At 53.2% G+C, this 20,351-nt stretch carries 19 protein-coding genes, 1 pseudogene and 1 riboswitch; of the genes and pseudogenes, 8 read left to right on the plus strand and 12 right to left on the minus strand.

Annotated elements, in window-relative coordinates:
• Positions 1 to 9: 9 nt before the first annotated feature.
• From WFN75_RS08915 to mntP, 3 genes are all read left to right on the plus strand, one after another.
• Positions 10 to 861 (plus strand): PTS mannose transporter subunit IID, encoded by an 852-nt coding sequence (locus tag WFN75_RS08915; protein WP_040075177.1) that lies wholly within the window; start codon positions 10 to 12, stop codon positions 859 to 861.
• A 55-nt stretch (positions 862 to 916) separates the two neighbouring features.
• Positions 917 to 1,375, plus strand: coding sequence for a DUF986 family protein (locus WFN75_RS08920; RefSeq protein ID WP_046885132.1), 459 nt, complete (start codon positions 917 to 919; stop codon positions 1,373 to 1,375).
• Between the two features lie 197 nt (positions 1,376 to 1,572).
• Positions 1,573 to 1,708, plus strand: a riboswitch (yybP-ykoY riboswitch).
• Between the two features lie 48 nt (positions 1,709 to 1,756).
• The gene (gene mntP / locus WFN75_RS08925; RefSeq protein ID WP_040075175.1) at positions 1,757 to 2,323 is read left to right on the plus strand and encodes a manganese efflux pump MntP; all 567 of its coding nucleotides are present in this window, start codon (positions 1,757 to 1,759) and stop codon (positions 2,321 to 2,323) included.
• Here mntP and rlmA read toward each other — a convergent pair.
• The 7 genes and pseudogenes from rlmA to mgrB form a co-directional block, all read right to left on the minus strand.
• Positions 2,320 to 3,135, minus strand: coding sequence for a 23S rRNA (guanine(745)-N(1))-methyltransferase (gene rlmA, locus WFN75_RS08930; RefSeq protein ID WP_336996042.1), 816 nt, complete (start codon positions 3,133 to 3,135; stop codon positions 2,320 to 2,322). The genes mntP and rlmA overlap by 4 nt on opposite strands.
• 66 nt (positions 3,136 to 3,201) lie before the next feature.
• Positions 3,202 to 4,920: a peptidoglycan glycosyltransferase FtsI gene (gene ftsI / locus WFN75_RS08935; protein WP_336996043.1), complete on the minus strand. Its 1,719-nt coding sequence runs from the start codon at positions 4,918 to 4,920 to the stop codon at positions 3,202 to 3,204.
• Between the two features lie 219 nt (positions 4,921 to 5,139).
• Complete coding sequence (cspE, locus tag WFN75_RS08940; protein WP_001062678.1) at positions 5,140 to 5,349, minus strand: transcription antiterminator/RNA stability regulator CspE; 210 nt, start codon at positions 5,347 to 5,349, stop codon at positions 5,140 to 5,142.
• Between the two features lie 12 nt (positions 5,350 to 5,361).
• A pseudogene (locus WFN75_RS08945) lies at positions 5,362 to 5,506 on the minus strand (DUF2627 domain-containing protein).
• 523 nt (positions 5,507 to 6,029) lie between these two features.
• Positions 6,030 to 7,019, minus strand: coding sequence for an MBL fold metallo-hydrolase (locus tag WFN75_RS08950; protein ID WP_286782442.1), 990 nt, complete (start codon positions 7,017 to 7,019; stop codon positions 6,030 to 6,032).
• Between the two features lie 20 nt (positions 7,020 to 7,039).
• Positions 7,040 to 7,330 (minus strand): YebO family protein, encoded by a 291-nt coding sequence (locus WFN75_RS08955; protein WP_046885127.1) that lies wholly within the window; start codon positions 7,328 to 7,330, stop codon positions 7,040 to 7,042.
• Between the two features lie 74 nt (positions 7,331 to 7,404).
• Complete coding sequence (mgrB, locus tag WFN75_RS08960; RefSeq protein WP_207291949.1) at positions 7,405 to 7,548, minus strand: PhoP/PhoQ regulator MgrB; 144 nt, start codon at positions 7,546 to 7,548, stop codon at positions 7,405 to 7,407.
• Between the two features lie 161 nt (positions 7,549 to 7,709).
• Here mgrB and WFN75_RS08965 point away from each other — a divergent pair, with 161 nt between their 5' ends.
• Positions 7,710 to 7,949, plus strand: a complete 240-nt coding sequence (locus WFN75_RS08965) for a YobH family protein (protein WP_040078461.1) — start codon at positions 7,710 to 7,712, stop codon at positions 7,947 to 7,949.
• Positions 7,950 to 7,999: 50 nt separating this feature from the next.
• Here WFN75_RS08965 and kdgR read toward each other — a convergent pair whose 3' ends face one another.
• Complete coding sequence (gene kdgR, locus WFN75_RS08970; RefSeq protein WP_040075168.1) at positions 8,000 to 8,791, minus strand: DNA-binding transcriptional regulator KdgR; 792 nt, start codon at positions 8,789 to 8,791, stop codon at positions 8,000 to 8,002.
• A 177-nt stretch (positions 8,792 to 8,968) separates the two neighbouring features.
• Here kdgR and WFN75_RS08975 point away from each other — a divergent pair, with 177 nt between their 5' ends.
• Complete coding sequence (locus tag WFN75_RS08975; protein ID WP_336996044.1) at positions 8,969 to 10,339, plus strand: MFS transporter; 1,371 nt, start codon at positions 8,969 to 8,971, stop codon at positions 10,337 to 10,339.
• A gap of 48 nt (positions 10,340 to 10,387) precedes the next feature.
• Here the strand turns inward: WFN75_RS08975 and htpX are convergent, their stop codons facing one another.
• From htpX to WFN75_RS08995, 4 genes are all read right to left on the minus strand, one after another.
• Positions 10,388 to 11,269, minus strand: a complete 882-nt coding sequence (htpX, locus tag WFN75_RS08980; RefSeq protein WP_046885124.1) for a protease HtpX — start codon at positions 11,267 to 11,269, stop codon at positions 10,388 to 10,390.
• Positions 11,270 to 11,462: 193 nt separating this feature from the next.
• Positions 11,463 to 13,511 (minus strand): carboxy terminal-processing peptidase, encoded by a 2,049-nt coding sequence (gene prc, locus WFN75_RS08985; protein WP_207291951.1) that lies wholly within the window; start codon positions 13,509 to 13,511, stop codon positions 11,463 to 11,465.
• 19 nt (positions 13,512 to 13,530) lie between these two features.
• Positions 13,531 to 14,217, minus strand: coding sequence for an RNA chaperone ProQ (proQ, locus tag WFN75_RS08990; RefSeq protein WP_040075164.1), 687 nt, complete (start codon positions 14,215 to 14,217; stop codon positions 13,531 to 13,533).
• Between the two features lie 97 nt (positions 14,218 to 14,314).
• Entirely contained in the window at positions 14,315 to 14,812 is a 498-nt protein-coding gene (locus tag WFN75_RS08995) for a GAF domain-containing protein (protein ID WP_040075162.1), read from the minus strand.
• A gap of 131 nt (positions 14,813 to 14,943) precedes the next feature.
• Here WFN75_RS08995 and yebS point away from each other — a divergent pair, with 131 nt between their 5' ends.
• The 3 genes from yebS to rsmF all read left to right on the plus strand — a co-directional run bounded on the left by yebS (position 14,944) and on the right by rsmF (position 20,348).
• Positions 14,944 to 16,227, plus strand: coding sequence for a membrane integrity lipid transport subunit YebS (gene yebS / locus WFN75_RS09000; protein WP_046885122.1), 1,284 nt, complete (start codon positions 14,944 to 14,946; stop codon positions 16,225 to 16,227).
• Positions 16,196 to 18,829 carry a PqiB family protein gene (locus WFN75_RS09005; protein ID WP_046885121.1) on the plus strand — a complete coding sequence of 878 codons (2,634 nt, stop codon included), beginning with the start codon at positions 16,196 to 16,198 and terminating at the stop codon, positions 18,827 to 18,829. The genes yebS and WFN75_RS09005 overlap by 32 nt, the downstream gene beginning before the upstream one ends.
• 76 nt (positions 18,830 to 18,905) lie before the next feature.
• The gene (gene rsmF, locus WFN75_RS09010; RefSeq protein WP_336996045.1) at positions 18,906 to 20,348 is read left to right on the plus strand and encodes a 16S rRNA (cytosine(1407)-C(5))-methyltransferase RsmF; all 1,443 of its coding nucleotides are present in this window, start codon (positions 18,906 to 18,908) and stop codon (positions 20,346 to 20,348) included.
• Positions 20,349 to 20,351: the final 3 nt, after the last annotated feature.

Genomic DNA, 20,351 nt, shown 5'->3' on the forward strand with positions numbered 1-20,351 from the left:
GTGAGCGACATGGTTGATATGACTAAAACTACCCCAGAGAAGAAACTGACTCCGGGCGATATTCGTGGCGTGTTCATCCGTTCAAACCTGTTCCAGGGTTCGTGGAACTTCGAACGTATGCAGGCGCTGGGCTTCTGCTTCTCAATGGTGCCGGCGATTAAACGCCTGTATCCTGAAAATAACGAAGCACGACGTCAGGCAATTAAACGTCACCTGGAATTCTTCAACACCCATCCGTATGTTGCCGCCCCGGTTCTGGGCGTGACTCTGGCGATGGAAGAGCAGCGTGCGAACGGCGCAGAGATTGACGATGGCGCCATCAACGGTATCAAAGTGGGTCTGATGGGGCCGCTGGCGGGCGTGGGTGACCCGATCTTCTGGGGTACGGTGCGTCCAGTCTTCGCCGCGCTTGGCGCCGGTATTGCGATGAGCGGTAGCCTGCTTGGTCCACTGCTGTTCTTCATTCTTTTCAACCTCGTCCGCCTGGCAACCCGTTATTACGGCGTGGCTTATGGCTATCGTAAAGGCGTGGACATTGTTAAGGATATGGGCGGCGGCTTCCTGCAAAAACTGACCGAGGGGGCCTCCATTCTCGGCCTGTTTGTGATGGGCGCGCTGGTTAACAAATGGACGCACGTTAACATCCCGCTGGTGGTCTCTACCATCACCGGTCAGGATGGTCAGACGCGCGTGACCACGGTGCAAACCATCCTTGACCAGCTGATGCCTGGCCTGGTTCCGCTGCTGTTGACCTTCGCCTGTATGTGGCTTCTGCGTAAGAAAGTTAACCCACTGTGGATTATCGTTGGCTTCTTTGTCATCGGTATCGCGGGCTATGCTGTTGGCCTGCTGGGTCTGTAAGACGTTGCGTTAAACGCCGGGGGCTTGCCCCCGGCTTTTTTTATCTGGAGGATGAATGACGATCACGGACATCGTACTGGTTTTGTTTATTGTTGCCCTTCTGGCTTATGCCATCTACGACGAATGGATCATGCCGCGACGTCATGGCGCGACGCTGCTGTCTATCCCCCTGCTACGTCGCGGCCGCGTTGATGCCTTTATCTTTGCCGGCCTGCTGGTGATTCTGATTTATAACAACGTAATGAACGGCGGTGCATTATTAACCACATGGTTATTATGTGCGCTGGCATTAATGGCGATCTATCTGTTCTGGATCCGGGCGCCCAAAATCCTCTTCAAAAAGGATGGGTTCTTTTTCGCCAATGTATGGATAGAATATAACCGTATTAAAGAGATGAATTTATCGGAAGATGGCGTGCTGGTGATGCAATTAGAACAGCGGCGTCTGCTCATTCGGGTACGGAATATAGACGACCTGGAAAAGATATACAAATTACTTGTTAAAACTCAATAGCTTAAAATTATAGCACTGGCTATATTTGGACTGGTTTTCTCCGCACAATTATAGCCAAAGCTATATTAGACAATAAAATCCACTTATATTTATTAACGTTATTCTCACCAATAAACCCAAATGAAAATCGTTATCAATAAGTTAGTGAAATTATAATTCCTGAATATTGTTTTAACGGCTAAAAATATGTTAAGGTTGCGCCCGTCGTTGGGGAGTAGCCGATTTCCTTTCAAGGAAATGTACGTGTCAACATACTCGTTGCAAAACGTGGCACGTACGGACAGTTCATATCAGAACTGTCAGGCGAGACCATAGATACATCTACTGCTGTTTACTGGGGGCAGTGATGTGTCATATGGAGATCCCGGTCTGGACGCACTTATGAATCTCTCAGCAACACTTCTACTGGCCTTTGGCATGTCGATGGACGCATTTGCGGCCTCGATGGGGAAAGGCGCCACCCTGCATAAACCTAAATTCTCTGAAGCACTGCGCACTGGCCTTATCTTTGGCGCAATCGAAACCCTGACGCCGCTTATCGGCTGGGGTTTGGGTATGCTGGCAAGCCAGGTTGTGCTGGAGTGGAATCACTGGATCGCCTTTGTGCTGCTGGTCTTCCTCGGTGGGCGTATGGTCATTGAAGGTTTTCGCAACGAGCGTTGTGAAGATGACGCGCCGGTTCGCCGTCACGGCTTCTGGCTGCTGGTGACTACCGCGATTGCCACCAGCCTGGATGCGATGGCGGTGGGCGTCGGTCTGGCATTTCTGCAGGTTAATATTATCGCCACCGCCCTGGCCATTGGCTGCGCGACATTCATCATGTCAACGCTGGGGATGATGATTGGTCGGTATATTGGCCCGCTGTTGGGTAAACGGGCCGAAATTCTGGGAGGCGTTGTACTGATAGGTATTGGTGTACAAATCCTCTGGAGCCACTTCGCTGGTTAATCGACACGCTGCCAGCAGTGGATGCTGAAATCCGTCTGGCAACGGAATACCTTCTCGTTCTTTAATGCGTCCCACACCGCCGGTTTTGCCCGCCAGGCAAACGGCGTCATCTGTAACAAGGCTACCGCCTCTTCTCCGCTCAGGTTCATCTCATACCCGAGTTCTTGCTCATCAGCCAGTCGGAAACCGCTCAGTTGCTCAGAATGTGGAGCGTGAAGCTGTACCTCATCGTAAATCAGACCTTTTAGCTCCATCAGATGGCGTGGCCCTGGCGTCACGGTGATCACCCAACCCCCTGCTTTCACCACTCGCGCCAACTCTTCGCCTTTGCACGGGGCATAGATGCGGATAACCGCGTCCATGCTGTTATCGTTAAACGGCAAGCGATGGCTGGAGGCCACACAAAAAGTCACGGAAGGGTAGCGTTTGGCGGCAGCGCGAATAGCGACCTTAGAGACATCGAGGCCAAACGTGCTTGCCCCCTTTTGCCGGGCGATATCTGCAAACGCGGCGGTGTAATAGCCTTCACCACAGCCGATATCCAGAATCGTGGCGGCGTTATCTGCCAGTTTCGTTGCCAGCAAGTGCCCAACCCGGTCGCGCAGTGGCTGATAATGGCTGGCGTCCAGGAAAGCCCGGCGTGCCTGCATCATCTCTGCGCTGTCACCCGGATCTTTAGAGCGTTTATGCTGTACCGGCAGCAAGTTAACATACCCCTCTTTCGCCAAATCGTAGCGGTGCCCCTGTGGGCAGGCATAGCTTTTATCGGTTAGCATCAGCGGCGCATGGCAAAGTGGACAACAGAAGGACATGGTAACTCCGGGCAATCGTAAAGGGCGAGAGTTTACCGCTAATTGCCCGGTTATAAAACGCCTGACTTAACGCATCACAATGAGATGGCTCGATTCCGGAGCGAGACCATCGGGTGGAATATTTTCGAGTCGAAGCACATCTCCCATTATCTGGCTAAAGACCGGAGCCGACACCGCCCCGCCATAGTAGGCGCCGTTCTGGGGATCGTTAATTACCACCGCCAGCGCAAAGCGCGGACGACTGGCGGGCGCAACGCCGGCAGTATAGGCCACGTACTTATCGACATACTTACCGCTCTCATCAATCTTTTTCGCGGTACCGGTCTTAACGGCAACCCGGTAGTCACGTACCGCCGCTTTCACGCCGCCGCCGCCCGGCAGCGCCACGCTCTCCATCATATGCTCAACCTCTTTCACGATCTCTGTCGGCATGACCTGGGTGCCCATTACCGGAGGATCGATACGCGTTATCGACAGAGGGCGCTCTACGCCGTAGCTACCAATAGTGGCATAGACGTGTGCCAACTGCAGTGGCGTGACCATCAGTCCATAGCCAAAGGAGAACGTAGCCCGATCCAACTGACTCCAGAATTTGCGCTCAGGTAGCAGGCCGCTGCTTTCGCCGGTTAGCCCCAGACCGGTGCTGCGTCCAAAACCAAAGCCTTTATAAGTATCCAGCAGGCGCTGAATGGGCATCGCCAGCGAAAGGCGTGATACCCCGGTATCGCTCGATTTTTGCAAAATGCCGGTCATCGTCAGTTCAGGATAGTAACCTACGTCGCGGATACGGTGTCCGGCCAGCGTATAGGGATGCGTATCGATTACGCTGTCAGGCTGTACCAGCCCTTGCTTCAGAGCGGTCATCAGCACCAGCGGCTTAACGGTTGAGCCGGGTTCGAAGGTGTCGCTAATGGCGCGGTTGCGGAAATCGTTCAAGGTTGCCCCTTCACGATTATTGGGGTTGAAGTCCGGGAAGCTCGCCATGCTGAGAATTTCACCCGTCCGCACGTCAATCAGTACTGCTGCACCGGATTCCGCTTTGTTCCAGGCAACGGCATTATCCAGGGCATCCTCTGTAATCGTCTGCAATCGTGCATCAATGCTTAGGTGAATAGTATGAGCGGGGACCGGTGGCTGCTCGGTGATATTTTCAATGACATGCCCATATCGGTCTTTACGTACCTTGCGCAGGCCCGGTTTGCCAGTAAGCTGTCGATTAAAGCTCTTTTCAATCCCTTCTATACCCTGCCCATCAATATTGGTAAAACCAATTAAGTTGGCCGCTACGTGTCCTGAAGGGTAAAAACGGCGCGACTCATCTCGTAGGTTAATGCCAGGCAGATGCAGTTTCTCGATCCATTGCGCCTGCGCCGGATCGATCTGTCGAGCCAGGTAAATAAAACGACCACGCGGATTACTATTGATACGCTGCGACAAGGTGTCGAGTGAGAGATGCAGTGTGTTCGCCAGGGCTTGCCAGCGGTCATCAAACCCTACGCCTCCCTTCTCCCGCACCGTTTTGGGGTCGGCCCAGACCGCCTGAACCGGCACGCTCACTGCCAGCGGCCTGCCCTCCCGGTCAACTATCATTCCGCGAGGTGCAGCGATGGGTACCTCACGCAAGGAGCGCCTATCCTCCTGCGCCACCAGCGTGTCCGGCTTGATAATTTGTAACCAGGCCACGCGAGCTAGTAGAAAAACGAGGCTGCAAAGTATGACAAAGCAGAGTAAAGCAAAACGCGTCGGGGTGAAATTTGCTGCGGGGTTGAAAGGTCTTTTTTTCACCGTGGCTCCAGGGCTATTAAACAACGCCCTGATTTAACGGGAAATTTGTGCGGTGCGGGTAAAAACAATGCTAATAACCTCGCAGCTTTGCAACAAACTGCGAACAGATGGCCTTGTGTTAACACTTTGAAAAACAGACATTAAAAAGCCCCGCATTAACGCGAGGCTTTATGTGCTCAGCTGAAACGACCTGGCGTTTCAACGTTGGCAGGGGTTCGATCAGATAGCGGTTACGTTAACAGCAGCCGGACCTTTCTGGCCGTCCTGAATTTCGAACTCAACGTTCTGGCCTTCAGCCAGAGTTTTGAAGCCATTGCCCTGGATTGCAGAGAAGTGTACGAATACATCTTTGCTGCCGTCAGCTGGGGTAATGAAGCCAAAACCTTTAGACTCGTTGAACCACTTAACTTGACCTTTAATCTTTGCCATTTGCAAAATTCCTTAGAGTGTTTTCATAGCCCGCAGGCATTAACTGAGATAAAACTGAGACATTACTGCATGAGGCACTAATATAAGGTTCGGCAGAGAAGCGGTATTCAACGACAACGTGTTTACTCAGGACTTCTTTACTGAAAATGCCACACATAAACAGAACTGTACCTCGTTTGACCCAAACCGTGTTATCACATACAACGTAAATAATGGCAAGCCATTTTTAAACGTGTCTCGATCAGTCGCACAAATTCTGAAGCTAACTTGCCACAATCTGCACGGTAAGCAACGTGTGCGGTATACCGGGCCTGAGTGGTGCTTGTCCAGTCACTGTCTTCATAAGCGCTGTAATCTAAGACTTTTTTACCATAGCTCAATAACTTCCGAACGTCCAGCCAGGCTATTAATTTTTCTGGATGAGGCTATTTTGTTAGAACTTTTTCCGAAACGTTATGCACAAATGATCGTAACGGTAAAGTGGGTTGTCTTGATAAAACATTGTATATCGCTTCGCCTCTTTCTCTATTTACATTGGCAATTCTAATTTCTCTCTGCACCAAAATAATGAAACTTTTATGATCTTGCCTCAAAAAAAGGCAAGCAAAACGTTTCGATAAAAATAAAACATTAATGGTACAGGTTAATATCAGAATAATAGTAAACGAAGCGATGAATAGTCATAAGGATAAATATTGACCGATGTTTAGTATTTTGAAGTTATTGTTAATTGTGGCTGTATGATTGAGTGCCTGCCGTAGTTCAGCCACGGGTTCATCAAGCGACTCATCGGCCAGTTCGAAGACGCCCCAGTGAATGGGGATGGCAAGCGGCATTCCTAGCTGCTGCCAGAGGGAGACTGCCGAACGCGGGTCCATATGGTTTGTCGCCATGAACCATTCTGGTGCATATGCGCCTATCGGGAGGGCGATCGCATCGAGTTTACCGAAACGCTGCGCAATGGTGAGTAACTCTGGCGTATATCCGGTATCGCCGCTGAACCAAAATCGCCGTTCACTGCCCTCGAATACCCATCCGCACCAAAGCGCACAGTTCCGATCCCAAAAGCTACGCATGCTCCAGTGCTGGGCCGGAACGGCACTGTAGGTGATGCCTTGATGCACATAGCTTTGCCACCAGTCCAGTTCAACAATGTGCTTCGCGCCCCGACGTCGAAACCAGTCCCCCAGCCCCAGAGGGACAAACAGGGTAAGCTTTGGAAATCGTTGCAATAACTGACGAACGGTAGCGGAATCGAGGTGATCATAATGATTATGAGAGATGACTAGCGCATCGATGGGAGGTAGCCCAGCCACGCTAATCACCGCAGGGGTTTTGCGCAGCGGTCCGGCAAAACTTACGGGCGAGGCACGCCGGGAAAACACCGGGTCCGTGAGAATATACTGACCACTGATTCGCAGCAATAGACTGGCATGGCCCAGCCACCAGACAGCGTCTCCTTCGGGGGTAGTAAGATCGACAGGTTGGCACCAGTCATGGATAAATTTTTCATAGCCGCCGCGAGGAGGTTTCGGTAAACCGGCAGCTTTGCGCTCTTTGCGCCAGCGCTCAACGTCTCCAGGCTGGTGCCCAGTAGCAGAAGTATTGCGAAAACCCTGCGGGGTATGGTGAGGCAGGGAGGGGTTATACCAGGGATTTTTCCGGGTCATGTTCACCTCCCCAGATGCGATTAACGCTCAGCGACCAGACGAATAAAATCGTCGCTTTCATCTTTCACGGGCGCAGCAGCGGGTTTAACCTCTTCTTCGACGTCCGGTTCATTGGCTTCACACAGACGACGAAGCAGCGCATTTTGTCTTTTCTGGAGATCAACTAACGTCTCCAGTAACTCAATTTGTTCATTTGTCCGGGAGCTGGCGCGGTTGACGAAAAACCACAGTACCAAACCCACCACCAGCAACACGACGGATATGACCAGAGATGCCATGCTAAGCACTCCAGTATTCAACAACTCACCCATTTCACCACCTCACTAAAAACGGCTATTTTACCACTCGCGTTGAGGAAGGAAATCACTTGCCATAAAAATGCCTGCTACCAGGGGATAAACTTATTGATAGAACATATACCGCTAAAAAACTGTACATCCTGATCGCACATCACATTAATCATCTGCGTCCACATAACGACGCAGGCAATCAACACTACCACCAGAATGACCCAGCGTATTTTCTTCACTACACTCTCCGTCTACTCACTTAGGCTACCAGGTTACCATGCTTAACTTAAACCGGGGCTAACTGTAACGCCATCGTCCCGTTTTCGGAATCATGTACTTGTTTCATATAGCTAACAGGATAGGCTTAGAGGCAGGAAGAACCATTATAAAAGAGGCAATGATGCGCTTAATTATTCGCACAGTTGTGATTTTAGCCCTTATCTGGATTGGTTTATTGTTGTCAGGCTACGGTATCTTGATTGGCAGTCATGAAAACGCTGCGGGGCTGGGTATCCAGTGTAAATACCTCACTGCACGTGGCACCAGCACGGCCCAGTACATCCATTCGGATAGTGGGATTATCGGCCTGACCAACTGCCCAATTTTGCGTAAAAGCGAAACGGTCGTTGATAACGGCTAACCATCGGTATTAGTGAAAAGCCGCTAACGTAGCGGCTTTTTTTTATGTGTTCAGAACGGATAGTCGTTATAGCCCATCTGTTCAGAAATTTTTCGCGCCGCGGTATGCAGCATTTCAACGTACTCATGCAGACGCTCTTCAGAGAAGCGTAGCGTCGGGAAAGAGATACTCAGGCCAGCGATCACCACACCAAAGCGGTCGAACACCGGGACGCCAATACAGCGCAGCCCTTCTTCCTGTTCCTCGTTATCTTCACCGTAACCCTGTTCACGTACCTTATCCAGTACCGTGAGTAACCCTTCCGTGGTGGTGATCGTACGCTCAGTACTGCGTTTGTACTCGACACCTTCCAGAATTTGCTTAACCTCTTCGCGGTCACGCCATGCCAGTAAAACCTTACCGATGGCCGTGCTGTAGAGCGGATTACGGCGACCGATACGGGAGTACATACGCAGGTTGTACATCGAGTCGATCTTATGGATATAAACAATGCTGTCTTCGTCCAGCGCCCCCAGGTGCACAGTCTCTTTCGTCAGACGCGAGAGTTCACGCATCTGAATATCTGCGCTACGAATCAGGTCGACGTTTTGCAACGCGCGCGCGCCCAGCTCAAACAGCTTCAGGGTCAGAGAGTATTTTTCCGACTCCCCTTCCTGCGCAACATAGCCCAGTGACTTCATGGTCTGCAAAAAGCGATAAACGGTGCTTTTCGACATCATCACACGCTGTGACAGCTCGGTAATACCAATTTCGCGCTCTTCTCCAAGCGCCTGCAGGATGCCAAACACCTTCAACACAGAAGAGACAGAATCTGGTTGTTTATCCAAATCTGCGATTGCCATTTATCACCTCAAAGCAAGTGTTTTATAAAAATCAGAACTGGTTTTTATTATAAATTCGTACTGGCTTCGCTGCAATCAATCCTGGCTTACCTGGTTACAAATCTGCGACATATAACCAAAATAAGCATGTTAAAATAATTACCCTGAATATAATTGCCTCTGACGCAGATCGATGACATGACCACGACTCCCCCTGATGGCCTGCCCTTACCGCAGCGCTATGGCGCGATAGCCACTATTATTATTGGCATCTCCATGGCCGTACTGGACGGGGCCATTGCCAACGTCGCGCTGCCAACCATTGCCAGCGATCTGCACGCCTCTCCTGCCAGTTCTATCTGGATTGTTAACGCCTATCAAATTGCCATCGTTATCTCGCTGCTCTCGTTCTCGTTTCTCGGAGATATGTTTGGCTATCGCCGCATTTATCAATGCGGCCTGGTGGTCTTTACCATTACGTCGCTATTTTGCGCTCTCGCAGATAACCTCCAGTTGTTGACGCTGGCGCGTATTGCGCAGGGCTTTGGTGGTGCGGCGCTAATGAGCGTTAATACCGCGTTAATCCGGCTCATCTTTCCGAAGCGCCAGCTTGGGCGCGGCATGGGCATTAACTCGTTTATTGTGGCGGTCTCTTCTGCTGCGGGACCGACCCTCGCAGCGGCGATCCTCTCCGTGGCCTCCTGGCAGTGGTTATTCCTCATTAACGTACCGCTGGGCGTTGTGGCACTGCTCTTTGCGCTGCGTTTTCTTCCCGCGAATGCGGCGAAGAGCAGCATGCCGCGCTTCGATCTACCGAGCGCCGTCATGAACGCCCTGACCTTCGGTTTGCTTATTACTGCGCTCAGCGGCTTTGCTCAGGGGCAATCGCGGCTATTAATCGCCGGTGAAGTAATGGCATTATTGATTATCGGCTTCTTTTTTGTCCGCCGTCAGCTCGCCCTGCCGGTGCCGCTGCTGCCGGTAGACTTACTGCGTATTCCGCTGTTCTCCCTCTCTATTTGCACCTCGATTTGCTCGTTCTGCGCGCAAATGCTGGCCCTGGTTTCGTTGCCCTTCTTCCTGCAAAGCGTGGTGGGACGTTCGGAAGTGGAGACGGGACTGCTCCTGACCCCCTGGCCGCTGGCAACCATGGTGATGGCCCCGCTGGCAGGCTACCTGATTGAGCGTCTGCATGCCGGATTACTGGGGGCACTGGGACTGGCCGTGATGGCATCCGGCTTATTTGCCCTGGCTTTGCTGCCCGCCGCCCCGGGCGATCTGGATATCATCTGGCGTATGATTTTATGCGGCGCGGGGTTTGGACTGTTTCAGTCGCCCAATAATCACACGATCATCACCGCCGCCCCCCCCCACCGCAGCGGAGGAGCCAGCGGTATGCTCGGCACGGCGCGCCTGCTGGGGCAGAGTAGTGGCGCAGCGCTGGTGGCATTAATGTTCATTATGGCCGGCGATAAGGGTACGCATGTGGCTTTGATCACCGCAGGTGCCCTCGCGACGCTTGCGGCGGTAATAAGCGGTATGCGGATCACCCAGTCTAAACGCAGCTAATAAAAAAGCGCGTCGAATGACGCGCTTTATTTGTCTGCCCGGGCGGGCTTACTTGAGATATTCCCCACTACGTAACGCTTCGATACGTTTATCCAGCGGCGGGTGAGACATGAACAGCTCGCTCAGCGATTTAGATTTACCGTTGATGCAGAATGCCATCATGGTGTTTGCTTCCTGCGGTTCGTAGCTGGTTTTCAGACGCTGCAGGGCAGCAATCATTTTCTCGCGACCCACCAGTTTTGCCGAGCCCGCATCCGCGTGGAATTCACGGTGGCGGGAGAACCACATGGTGATAATGCTTGCCAGGATACCGAACACCAGCTCCAGCACCATTGAAACTGCAAAGTAGATCAGCGGGTTGCCGTTGTTACCTTCACCCTCATCACGGTTGCCGCCCATAAATCCGGCCGCGATCTGCGCCAGAATACGTGAGATAAAGATCACGAAGGTGTTCACTACGCCCTGAATCAGGGTCATAGTCACCATATCACCATTGGCAATGTGGCTAATTTCGTGAGCGATAACCGCTTCGGCTTCGTCACGGCTCATGTTCTGCAGCAGGCCAGTGCTGACGGCAACCAGTGAGGCGTCACGACGCGCACCCGTTGCGAAGGCGTTGATATCCGGCGCGTGGTAAATAGCCACCTGTGGCATTGCGATACCTGCCTGGCGGGACTGGTTTGCCACGGTGGTCATCAGCCACTGTTCCATATCATTGCGGGGTTGCTCAATCACTTCGCCGCCCACGGATTTGAGCGCCATCCACTTCGACATCAGCAAAGATACAAAGGAGCCACCAAAACCAAACAGCAGCGCCATAATTAACAAGCCCTGAACGCTGCTCGACTGAATTCCCGTCAGGCTTAGCACGAGCCCGAAGACTACCATCACCGCAAGGTTGGTGAGCAGGAAGAGCGCGATTCGCATCATAATTTTCTTTTAACCTCAGTTTAACAAAACGCACTATGCGATTACCCACATCGTATGGGTATTGCGGCTATTTTCAAGGATTCAGGGGGCGTAAGTCACCAGAAAGACACAACTTTACATTAGAAATGGACTCGCTTACCGCAGCATGCAGAAAGCAAAAAAACGGGCACAATTTCTTGTGCCCGTGGGGGGATTATTTTGTCGGAGCGGGCTCAGCCGCGGGCCGATCTTTTTCCTGTTTCGCCAGGTCAATGGCGATTTTTACCGTCTCGTCCAGATAAGGATCGGGCTCCTGGTAATCTTTCGGTAGATCGTCCAGTTTTTTGAGCAGCGGTTTGCCTTCGCGTTTGAAACGATCGTTAATGCGCGCCAGGCGGGTTGCATCATCTTCTTCGTTCTCTTTCTCACGCTGAGCGTAGTTCAGGGAGACAATATTTCGCTTCGCCTTTAGCGCATTGAAGCGGGCAATGTCCTTCATGATGTACTGGAATTCCGGATCTTTCGCGATACGTTCGTCATGCTGTTTTAACAGCGCCGGACCAAACTGCGTCATATCACCGGACTTCACGTAGGTGGCAGCGTTAATGCTATCCCACGGCAGTGCATTATCCTCGAACTTCTCGCCGGTTTCCGTCTCTTCATTGCCGGTCGGCATGATGATGTCTGGCGTCACGCCTTTACGCTGCGTACTGCCACCGTTCACGCGATAGAATTTCTGAATGGTGTACTGTACAGACCCCAGAGCCGGCCATTCCGGACGGAGCATCTGATCGTAAATACGGTTCAGGGAGCGATACTGCTGTACCGTACCTTTCCCGAAGGTTGGCTCGCCGACCACCAGGGCACGTCCATAATCCTGCATTGCCGCCGCAAAGATTTCAGAAGCAGAGGCGCTGAAGCGGTCAACCAGTACGACCAGCGGGCCTTTGTAATAGACTACGCCATCGGTATCGGCATCTTCACGCACTTTACCGTTGTTATCACGAACCTGAACGACCGGGCCGGACGGAATGAACAGACCAGAGAGCGAAACCGCTTCAGTCAAGGCACCGCCGCCGTTAGTACGCAGATCAATGATCACACTGCTGACGTTCTGTTTTTCGAGCTTCTGCAGCTGCACTTTTACATCGTCCGTCAGGCCGACGTAGAAACCTGGGATATCCAGTACCCCAACCTTCTCTTTACCGACGGTTTTCACCGACATTTTGACTGCGCGGTCTTCCAGACGGATACGCTCGCGGGTCAACGTAATGATACGGGTTTTCGTGCCTTTCCCGGCAGGCAAGATCTCAAGGCGCACTTTGCTGCCTTTAGGCCCTTTGATCAGGGCAACAACGTCATCCAGACGCCAGCCAATCACATCGACCATATTCTGGCCCGTCTGGCCGACACCAACGATGCGATCGCCAACGCTAATGGCCTTACTCTTGGCAGCAGGGCCACCCGCAACCATAGAGTTGATAACGGTATAGTCGTCATCCATCTGCAGCACCGCGCCAATCCCCTCGAGTGAGAGGCTCATCTCGGTATTGAACTGTTCGGTGTTGCGTGGGGAAAGATAGTTGGTGTGAGGATCAATTTCGTGCGCGAAGGCAGTCATCGCCAGCGAGAACACATCTTCGCTGTTGGTCTGCGCCAGGCGGCGAATAGCAAATTTGTAGCGGCGGGTCAGCGTTTCGCGGATCTCTTTCTCATCTTTACCGGTGAGTTTGAGGCTCAGCTGATCGTACTTCACTTTACCGTCCCACAGCGCATTCAGCTCGGCTTCATCTTTAGGCCACGGCGATTTGCTGCGATCGAGATTAAAGGTGTCGTTGCCGGTAAAGTCCATCGGACGCGCCAGCACCTTGAGCGCATATTCATAACGCTCAAAACGACGCTTCTGCGCCAGATTGTACAGGTCGTAGAAGAGGTCGAGTTTACCGCTGCGCAGTTCGTCACCCACCACCGATTTACGCTTCGCAAACTGCTCGACATCGCTGGCCAGCAGAACGTTGTGGCTATAATCCAGCAAGTTCAGATAGCGGTCAAAGATTTTGCCTGAGAAAGCCTGATCGAGGTCGAACTGACGGTAATGCGAGCGAGTGAAGCGCGATGTAACGCGCTCACTGACCGTTGCGTGCTGGGTCTCTTCCTTCAGAACCGGAATTTGATCCACCCGCGTAATCTCGTCCACCGCAAAAGCGTGGCCTGTTATAGCAAACAGGCCAGCCAGCGCGGTGAGCTTAAAAAATGTGTTCATGCCGGGCCTGGCCTCCGTTTCAGAACAACAAGTGCTCTGCGCGTACAATCATTGACATACCAGAAGTCAGCTGTACTCGTACGCCATCTTTGGTGATTTCCGTTACGGTGGCGTCCATAGCGTTATTACCCGCTTTCACCTTCAGTGCCTGACCCACGCTCAGTGCGTTGATATCAGAAACCGGGGTGTGGCGCTGCTCTTCACGAGGCGCACGAGGGGCTTTCGCTGCTGGTTTATCAGCACGAGGCTTACGCTCGGTGTTGTCGGTACGACGCTGGGCCGGACGAGGTTTACGCTCACGACGTGGCGCCTCTTCCTGACCGTTCGCCGCTGCAGCTTCGCGTTTTTTCGCCTGCTGCTCAGCACGCTGAGCCTGTACGCGTGCTTTGGCTTCTTCGAGCTGCTTACGCGCATGTTCTACGTGTTGCTCATCCAGCACACCGCATGGGTTGCCATCCAGATCAACACGCGTTGCGCCCGCTTTGATACCGTACAGGTAGCGCCAGCTCGATGTATAAAGACGTAATGCGGAACGAAGTTGGGTCTTGCTGAGATTCAGCTCGCCCTCAACACGCGATACGAGATCCTGGAAGATACCAATCTTCAGGGGGCGTGCTTCGCCTTCGGCACTGAAACAGTGAGGAAAACGTTCGGCCAGAAATGCGATAACTTCTTTACTGCTATTCAACTTAGGTTGATTTTCCATGAAATTTCCTGATTACAACGGACGTTGCCAACTCGCCGCAGGCATGAACAGGCGTCATTATAATGACGCCATCGGTAAATGCTACGTTATCCGTTGATTATCCTGCGACACTCGCAAAGAATTTTTGATAATCGGTCGCCGCCAGCACGTTTTCGAGATTCGCCACCAGCTCGCGCAGCCCCTGCTCATCCTCGTGTGAGAAGCGGCCGAAAGCCGTGCTGTCGATATCCAGTACGCCAATAATCTGATTTTTGACCTGCAGAGGCAGGACGATTTCAGAATTACTGGCTGCGTCGCAGGCAATGTGCCCGTCAAATGCGTGAACATCTTCCACACGCTGCACCTGATTTTGCGCCACGGCGGTACCACACACGCCGCGCCCTACCGGGATACGCACACAGGCCAGACGGCCCTGGAACGGCCCTAACACCAGGGTTTCGCCTTCCAGTAAATAAAATCCCGCCCAGTTGACTTCACTCAGACGCTCAAACAACAATGCACTGGTATTTGCCAGGGTGGCTAAAAAACTGGTTTCACCTGCCATTAATGCCTGAAAATCACGGTTGAGATCCGTGTAGAATTCTGTTTTGTTCATTATTCAATCACTTGGTTGACTTACAAAATTACAGCATAGCCTATTAAAATAAGCATTAAATGCGTTCATGCTCAAGATGAATCCATTCATGAGTTAAGATAACTATTAACTATCCTTTTCATGCGCGACCCATGGCACTTAAAACACCGAAAATAACGCCAGTAAAAAAGATAACCGTGCATTCCGTCGGCGACGCACTGCCTCGTGCACATTATCAGCGTTGCCCGCAATGCGATACGCTTTTTACGTTGCCAAAGATGAAATCGCACCAAAGTGCTTATTGTCCTCGCTGCGACGCTAAAATTCGTGATGGACGTGACTGGTCCTTGACCCGACTGGCGGCGATGGCGGTCACCATGCTGCTGCTCATGCCGTTCGCCTGGAGCGAACCGCTGCTGCATCTGTATCTTCTCGGAGTGCGCATCGATGCCAACCTCCTGCAGGGGATTTGGCAGATGAGTCAGCAGGGCGATCCCCTCACCGCCTCCATGGTGCTGTTCTGTACCGTCGGCGCGCCAGCAGTGTTAGTAGCGGCTATCGCTTATCTGTGGCTGGGCAACATCCTGGGAATGAATTTGCGTCCGGTACTGTTAATGCTGGACAGGCTTAAAGAGTGGGTCATGCTGGATATTTATCTGGTGGGCATTGGCGTGGCCTCCATCAAGGTCCAGGATTATGCCTTCCTCCAGCCAGGCATCGGTCTTCTGGCATTTATTGCTCTGGTATTGCTGAGTATCTTGACGATGATTCATCTCAACGTTGAGCAATTGTGGGAGCGATTTTACCCACAACGCCCAGCAACCCGTTATGATCCCGCATTGCGGGCCTGTCTCGGTTGCCACTTTACCGGGCTGCCGGATGCGCGCGGACGCTGTCCGCGCTGCCATATCCCGCTACGCCTGCGTCGCCATAATAGCCTGCAAAAGTGCTGGGCTGCGCTAATTGCCTCGATGGTATTGCTGTTGCCTGCTAATCTTTTGCCCATCTCGATCATTTATGTGAACGGCGAACGGCAGGCAGATACCATCATGTCGGGGATTATTTCGCTGGCAGACAGCAACATCGCTGTCGCCGCGATTGTCTTCATCGCCAGTATTCTGGTGCCCTTTACCAAAGTTCTGGTGATGTTTACCCTACTAATCAGCATTCATTTCAAATGTGAGCAAGGGCTGAAAACCCGTATCTTATTATTACGTTTCGTCACCTGGATTGGCCGTTGGTCAATGCTCGATTTGTTTGTTATTGCCTTAATGATGTCGCTGATCAATCGCGATCAGCTCCTCGCTTTTACTATGGGACCCGCAGCGTTCTATTTCGGCTCTGCGGTGATATTGACTATTCTTGCAGTGGAATGGCTGGACAGCCGCTTACTTTGGGACGCACATGAGTCAGGAAACGCCCGCTTCGCCGACTGAAGCGAGAATTAAAACGAAACGTCGTATTTCACCGTTCTGGTTACTGCCTGTCATCGCGCTAATGATCGCGGGATGGCTGATCTGGACCAGCTACCAGGATCGCGGCAACAGCATCACCATCGACTTCCAGAATGCGGATGGCATCGTGGCTGGCCGCACCCCTGTGCGTTTTCAGGGGGTGGAAGTTGGCACCGTACAGGATATTTCGCTGGATAAAAAACTGAACAAAATTCAGGTTCGCGCCAGTATTAAATCCGACATGAAAGATGCCTTGCGCGAAGAGACCCAGTTCTGGCTGGTCACGCCAAAAGCCTCCCTGGCCGGGGTCTCCGGGCTGGATGCGCTGGTCGGCGGTAACTATATCGGCATGATGCCGGGCAAAGGCGAGCCGCAGGATCACTTTACCGCGCTGGATACTCAGCCGCGCTACCGTCTGAACAACGGCGATCTGATGATTCACCTGCATGCGCCCGATCTGGGATCGCTCAACAGCGGTTCGCTGGTCTACTTCCGTAAAATTCCCGTTGGGCGCGTTTATGACTATGCCATCACGCCTAACAAGCAGGGGGTGACGATTGACGTCCTGATCGAACGCCGCTTCACGAACCTGGTGAAAAAGGGGAGCCGCTTCTGGAACGTCTCCGGGGTAGATGCGGATATCAGCCTGAGCGGCGCAAAAGTGCAGCTCGAAAGTCTGGCCGCACTGGTTAACGGCGCTATCGCCTTTGACTCACCGGAAGACTCCAGCCCGGCCAAACCGGAAGATAACTTTGGTTTGTACGAAGATCTGGCTCACAGTCAGCGTGGGGTTATTGTGAAGCTGGCCCTTCCCTCAGCTGAAGGTTTAAAAGCCAACTCCACGCCGCTGATGTACCAGGGTCTCCAGGTCGGTCAGTTGACTAAACTGACGCTGAACCCGGGAGGTTCCGTTACCGGTGAGATGACGGTCGACCCGAGCGTGGTGGATCTGCTGCGTGAAGATACTCGCCTCGAACTGCGCAGCCCAAAACTGTCGCTGAACAATCCAAGTATTAGCACCCTGCTGACGGGCAGCACCTTTGAGCTGATCCCCGGCGGCGGTGAGCCCACCAATACTTTCGTGATTGCCCCTGCGGATAAAGCCTTGCTACAAAAACCCGGCGTTGCCACCGTAACCCTGAGTGCGCCGGAAAGCTATGGCATCGAGGCCGGACAGCCGCTGGTTTTGCATGGGGTTCAGGTCGGCCAGGTACTGGAGCGCAAGTTGACCAGTAAAGGCGTCAGCTTCTCTGTCGCCATCGATCCCGAGTTCCGGGAATTGATTCACGGTGACAGCAAATTTATCGTGAACAGCCGTGTCGATGTCAAAGTCGGGCTGGATGGCATTGAGTTCCTTGCCGCCAGCGCCAGCGAATGGGTCAGCGGCGGTATTCGCATTCTGCCTGGCGCCAAAGGGGAGCTGCGTAATAGTTACCCTCTTTACGCTAATCTCGATAAAGCACTGGAGAACAGCCTCAGCGATCTGCCGACCACGACCCTCACGCTGACTGCCGACACCCTACCGGACGTGCAGGCAGGCTCCGTGGTGCTATACCGTAAATTCGAAGTGGGTGAAGTGATTACCGTGCGGCCAAGGGCCAATGCCTTTGATATCGATCTGCATGTCAAACCGGAGTACCGCAATCTGCTAACCGCCAATAGCGTGTTCTGGGCAGAAGGCGGAGCCAAAGTTCAGCTCAACGGCAGTGGGTTAACGGTGCAAGCTTCTCCACTTTCGCGCGCCCTGAAAGGAGCCATCAGCTTTGATAACTTAAGTGGTGCAGGCGCCACCCAGCGTAAGGGGGATAAACGGATACTTTATCCATCCGAAACCGCCGCGCGCGCGGTGGGCGGGCAGATTACGCTCCACACCTTCGATGCGGGCAAGCTGGCAGAAGGGATGCCGATTCGCTATCTGGGCATTGATATTGGCCAGGTCCAGTCCCTGAAGCTGATCACCGCACGTAATGAAGTGCAGGCGAAGGCGGTACTTTACCCGGAGTATGTCGACACCTTCGCCCGGGCCGGTACGCGTTTCTCGGTCATCACCCCCCAGATCTCCGCTGCCGGTGTGGAACATCTCGATACTATTCTTCAGCCTTATATCAACGTCGAGCCAGGCCGGGGTAATGCGCGTCGTGATTTTGAACTGCAGGAAGCCACCATCACCGACTCGCGCTATCTGGATGGGCTAAGTATCGTGGTGGAGGTACCAGAGGCAGGTTCACTGGGCATCGGTACACCGGTCCTGTTCCGCGGCATCGAAGTGGGTACGGTTACTGGCCTGACGCTGGGGACGCTCTCCGATCGCGTTATGGTTGGCCTGCGTATCAGCGAACGTTACCAGCATCTGGTGCGCAATAACTCCGTTTTCTGGCTGGCCTCAGGCTATTCGCTTGATTTCGGCCTGGTAGGCGGCGTGGTGAAAACCGGTACCTTTAACCAGTTTATCCGGGGCGGTATTGCCTTTGCGACTCCGCCTGGCACACCGCTGGCACCGAAAGCCCAGCCGGGTAAACATTTCCTGCTGCTGGAAAAAGAGCCGAAAGAGTGGCGTGAGTGGGGAACCGCCCTGCCGCGCTAAGCTGCACGCTCCGGTGTCAACCCACCGGAGCGTTTATGGTACACTGCGCGCCTCTTTGACTCCCTGTGGTGCGCCCGTGACTCAACGTCCCGTATATCTTCCTGAAGACTTCCTGGTGCAGATGCGCCAGGCCATGCCTGAACATCTCTCTTTCGATGCGTTTATCGCTGCCTGCCAGCGCCCTCTGCGGCGCAGTATTCGCGTAAATACGCTGAAGATAAGCGTGAGCGATTTTCTCACGCTGGTCGCCCCTTACGGCTGGCAACTTACGCCGGTTCCCTGGTGTGAAGAGGGATTCTGGATCGAGCGTGATGACGAAGAGGCCTTGCCGCTGGGCAGTACCGCAGAACATCTATCCGGTCTGTTTTACATTCAGGAAGCCAGCTCCATGCTGCCGGTTGCCGCCCTGTTTGCCGATGGCGAATCACCCACCCGGGTGATGGACGTGGCCGCTGCGCCGGGCTCTAAAACGACCCAGATTGCCGCCAGAATGGGCAACCAGGGAGCTATTCTGGCCAATGAGTTTTCTGCCAGCCGGGTCAAGGTGCTGCATGCCAATATCAGCCGCTGCGGTATTAGCAACGTAGCATTAACCCATTTTGATGGCCGCGTCTTCGGCGCAGCCCTGCCGGAGGCTTTCGACGCCATTCTGCTCGATGCCCCCTGCTCCGGTGAAGGGGTGGTCCGTAAGGATCCGGACGCCCTGAAAAACTGGTCAGTAGAGAGTAACCAGGCGATCGCGGCGACCCAGCGTGAGCTCATTGCCAGCGCGTTTCACGCCCTGCGACCTGGCGGTACGCTGGTTTACTCCACCTGTACCCTTAATCGCGACGAAAATGAAGCGGTCTGCCTGTGGCTGAAAGCGCAGTATCCGAACGAAGTCGAGTTCCTGCCGCTGGATGGACTCTTTGCCGGGGCACAAGAGGCCACTACCCCCGAGGGCTTCCTGCACGTCTTCCCGCAGATTTTTGATTGTGAGGGTTTCTTCGTGGCTCGCCTGCGTAAAATTGCCTCTGTCGAACCGCTCCCGGCCCCGACCTTTAAGCCTGGAACCTTTCCTTTCATGCCAGTAAGAAACAAAGAAGCGGCGCTCATTACCGCGGCGGCAAATCGGAGCGGCCTGAACTGGGGCGACCATCTGCGTTTATGGCAGCGTGATAAAGAGATCTGGCTCTTCCCGGTAGAGATGGAACCGCTAATTGGTAAAGTGCGTTTCTCCCGCATTGGTATACGCCTGGCAGAAGTCCATAATAAAGGCTATCGCTGGCAACACGAGGCGGTAGTTGCGCTGGCAGGTGACAGCAACTGCTTTGAACTCAGCTGGCAGGAAGCCGAGGAGTGGTATCGTGGGCGTGATGTTTACCCAGAGGTGATGCCCACCGGAGACGATGCAATTGTCACTTTCCAGGGCATTCCAATTGGTCTGGCGAAAAAAGTGGGGTCGCGCCTGAAAAATAGCTATCCACGTGAACTGGTTCGTGACGGTCGGCTCTTTACCGGTAACGCTGAAAAAGGCTAAAAA

Origin of the sequence: Leclercia sp. UBA7405, assembly GCF_037152215.1 — a bacterium.
In the GTDB taxonomy this organism is placed as follows: Bacteria; Pseudomonadota; Gammaproteobacteria; order Enterobacterales; family Enterobacteriaceae; genus Enterobacter; species Enterobacter pneumoniae.

Excerpts from the sequence above, each read along its gene's own strand:
- WFN75_RS08995 (WP_040075162.1), bottom strand. The coding sequence starts at position 14,812 with ATGAACAAAACAGAATTCTACACGGATCTCAACCGTGATTTTCAGGCA.
- WFN75_RS09005 (WP_046885121.1), top strand. The coding sequence starts at position 16,196 with ATGAGTCAGGAAACGCCCGCTTCGCCGACTGAAGCGAGAATTAAAACG.
- htpX (WP_046885124.1), bottom strand. The coding sequence starts at position 11,269 with ATGATGCGAATCGCGCTCTTCCTGCTCACCAACCTTGCGGTGATGGTA.
- yebS (WP_046885122.1), top strand. The coding sequence starts at position 14,944 with ATGGCACTTAAAACACCGAAAATAACGCCAGTAAAAAAGATAACCGTG.
- WFN75_RS08950 (WP_286782442.1), bottom strand. The coding sequence starts at position 7,019 with ATGACCCGGAAAAATCCCTGGTATAACCCCTCCCTGCCTCACCATACC.
- WFN75_RS08920 (WP_046885132.1), top strand. The coding sequence starts at position 917 with ATGACGATCACGGACATCGTACTGGTTTTGTTTATTGTTGCCCTTCTG.
- WFN75_RS08975 (WP_336996044.1), top strand. The coding sequence starts at position 8,969 with ATGACCACGACTCCCCCTGATGGCCTGCCCTTACCGCAGCGCTATGGC.
- proQ (WP_040075164.1), bottom strand. The coding sequence starts at position 14,217 with ATGGAAAATCAACCTAAGTTGAATAGCAGTAAAGAAGTTATCGCATTT.
- kdgR (WP_040075168.1), bottom strand. The coding sequence starts at position 8,791 with ATGGCAATCGCAGATTTGGATAAACAACCAGATTCTGTCTCTTCTGTG.
- WFN75_RS08965 (WP_040078461.1), top strand. The coding sequence starts at position 7,710 with ATGCGCTTAATTATTCGCACAGTTGTGATTTTAGCCCTTATCTGGATT.
- cspE (WP_001062678.1), bottom strand. The coding sequence starts at position 5,349 with ATGGCAAAGATTAAAGGTCAAGTTAAGTGGTTCAACGAGTCTAAAGGT.
- prc (WP_207291951.1), bottom strand. The coding sequence starts at position 13,511 with ATGAACACATTTTTTAAGCTCACCGCGCTGGCTGGCCTGTTTGCTATA.
- rlmA (WP_336996042.1), bottom strand. The coding sequence starts at position 3,135 with ATGTCCTTCTGTTGTCCACTTTGCCATGCGCCGCTGATGCTAACCGAT.
- WFN75_RS08955 (WP_046885127.1), bottom strand. The coding sequence starts at position 7,330 with ATGGGTGAGTTGTTGAATACTGGAGTGCTTAGCATGGCATCTCTGGTC.
- mntP (WP_040075175.1), top strand. The coding sequence starts at position 1,757 with ATGAATCTCTCAGCAACACTTCTACTGGCCTTTGGCATGTCGATGGAC.
- WFN75_RS08915 (WP_040075177.1), top strand. The coding sequence starts at position 10 with ATGGTTGATATGACTAAAACTACCCCAGAGAAGAAACTGACTCCGGGC.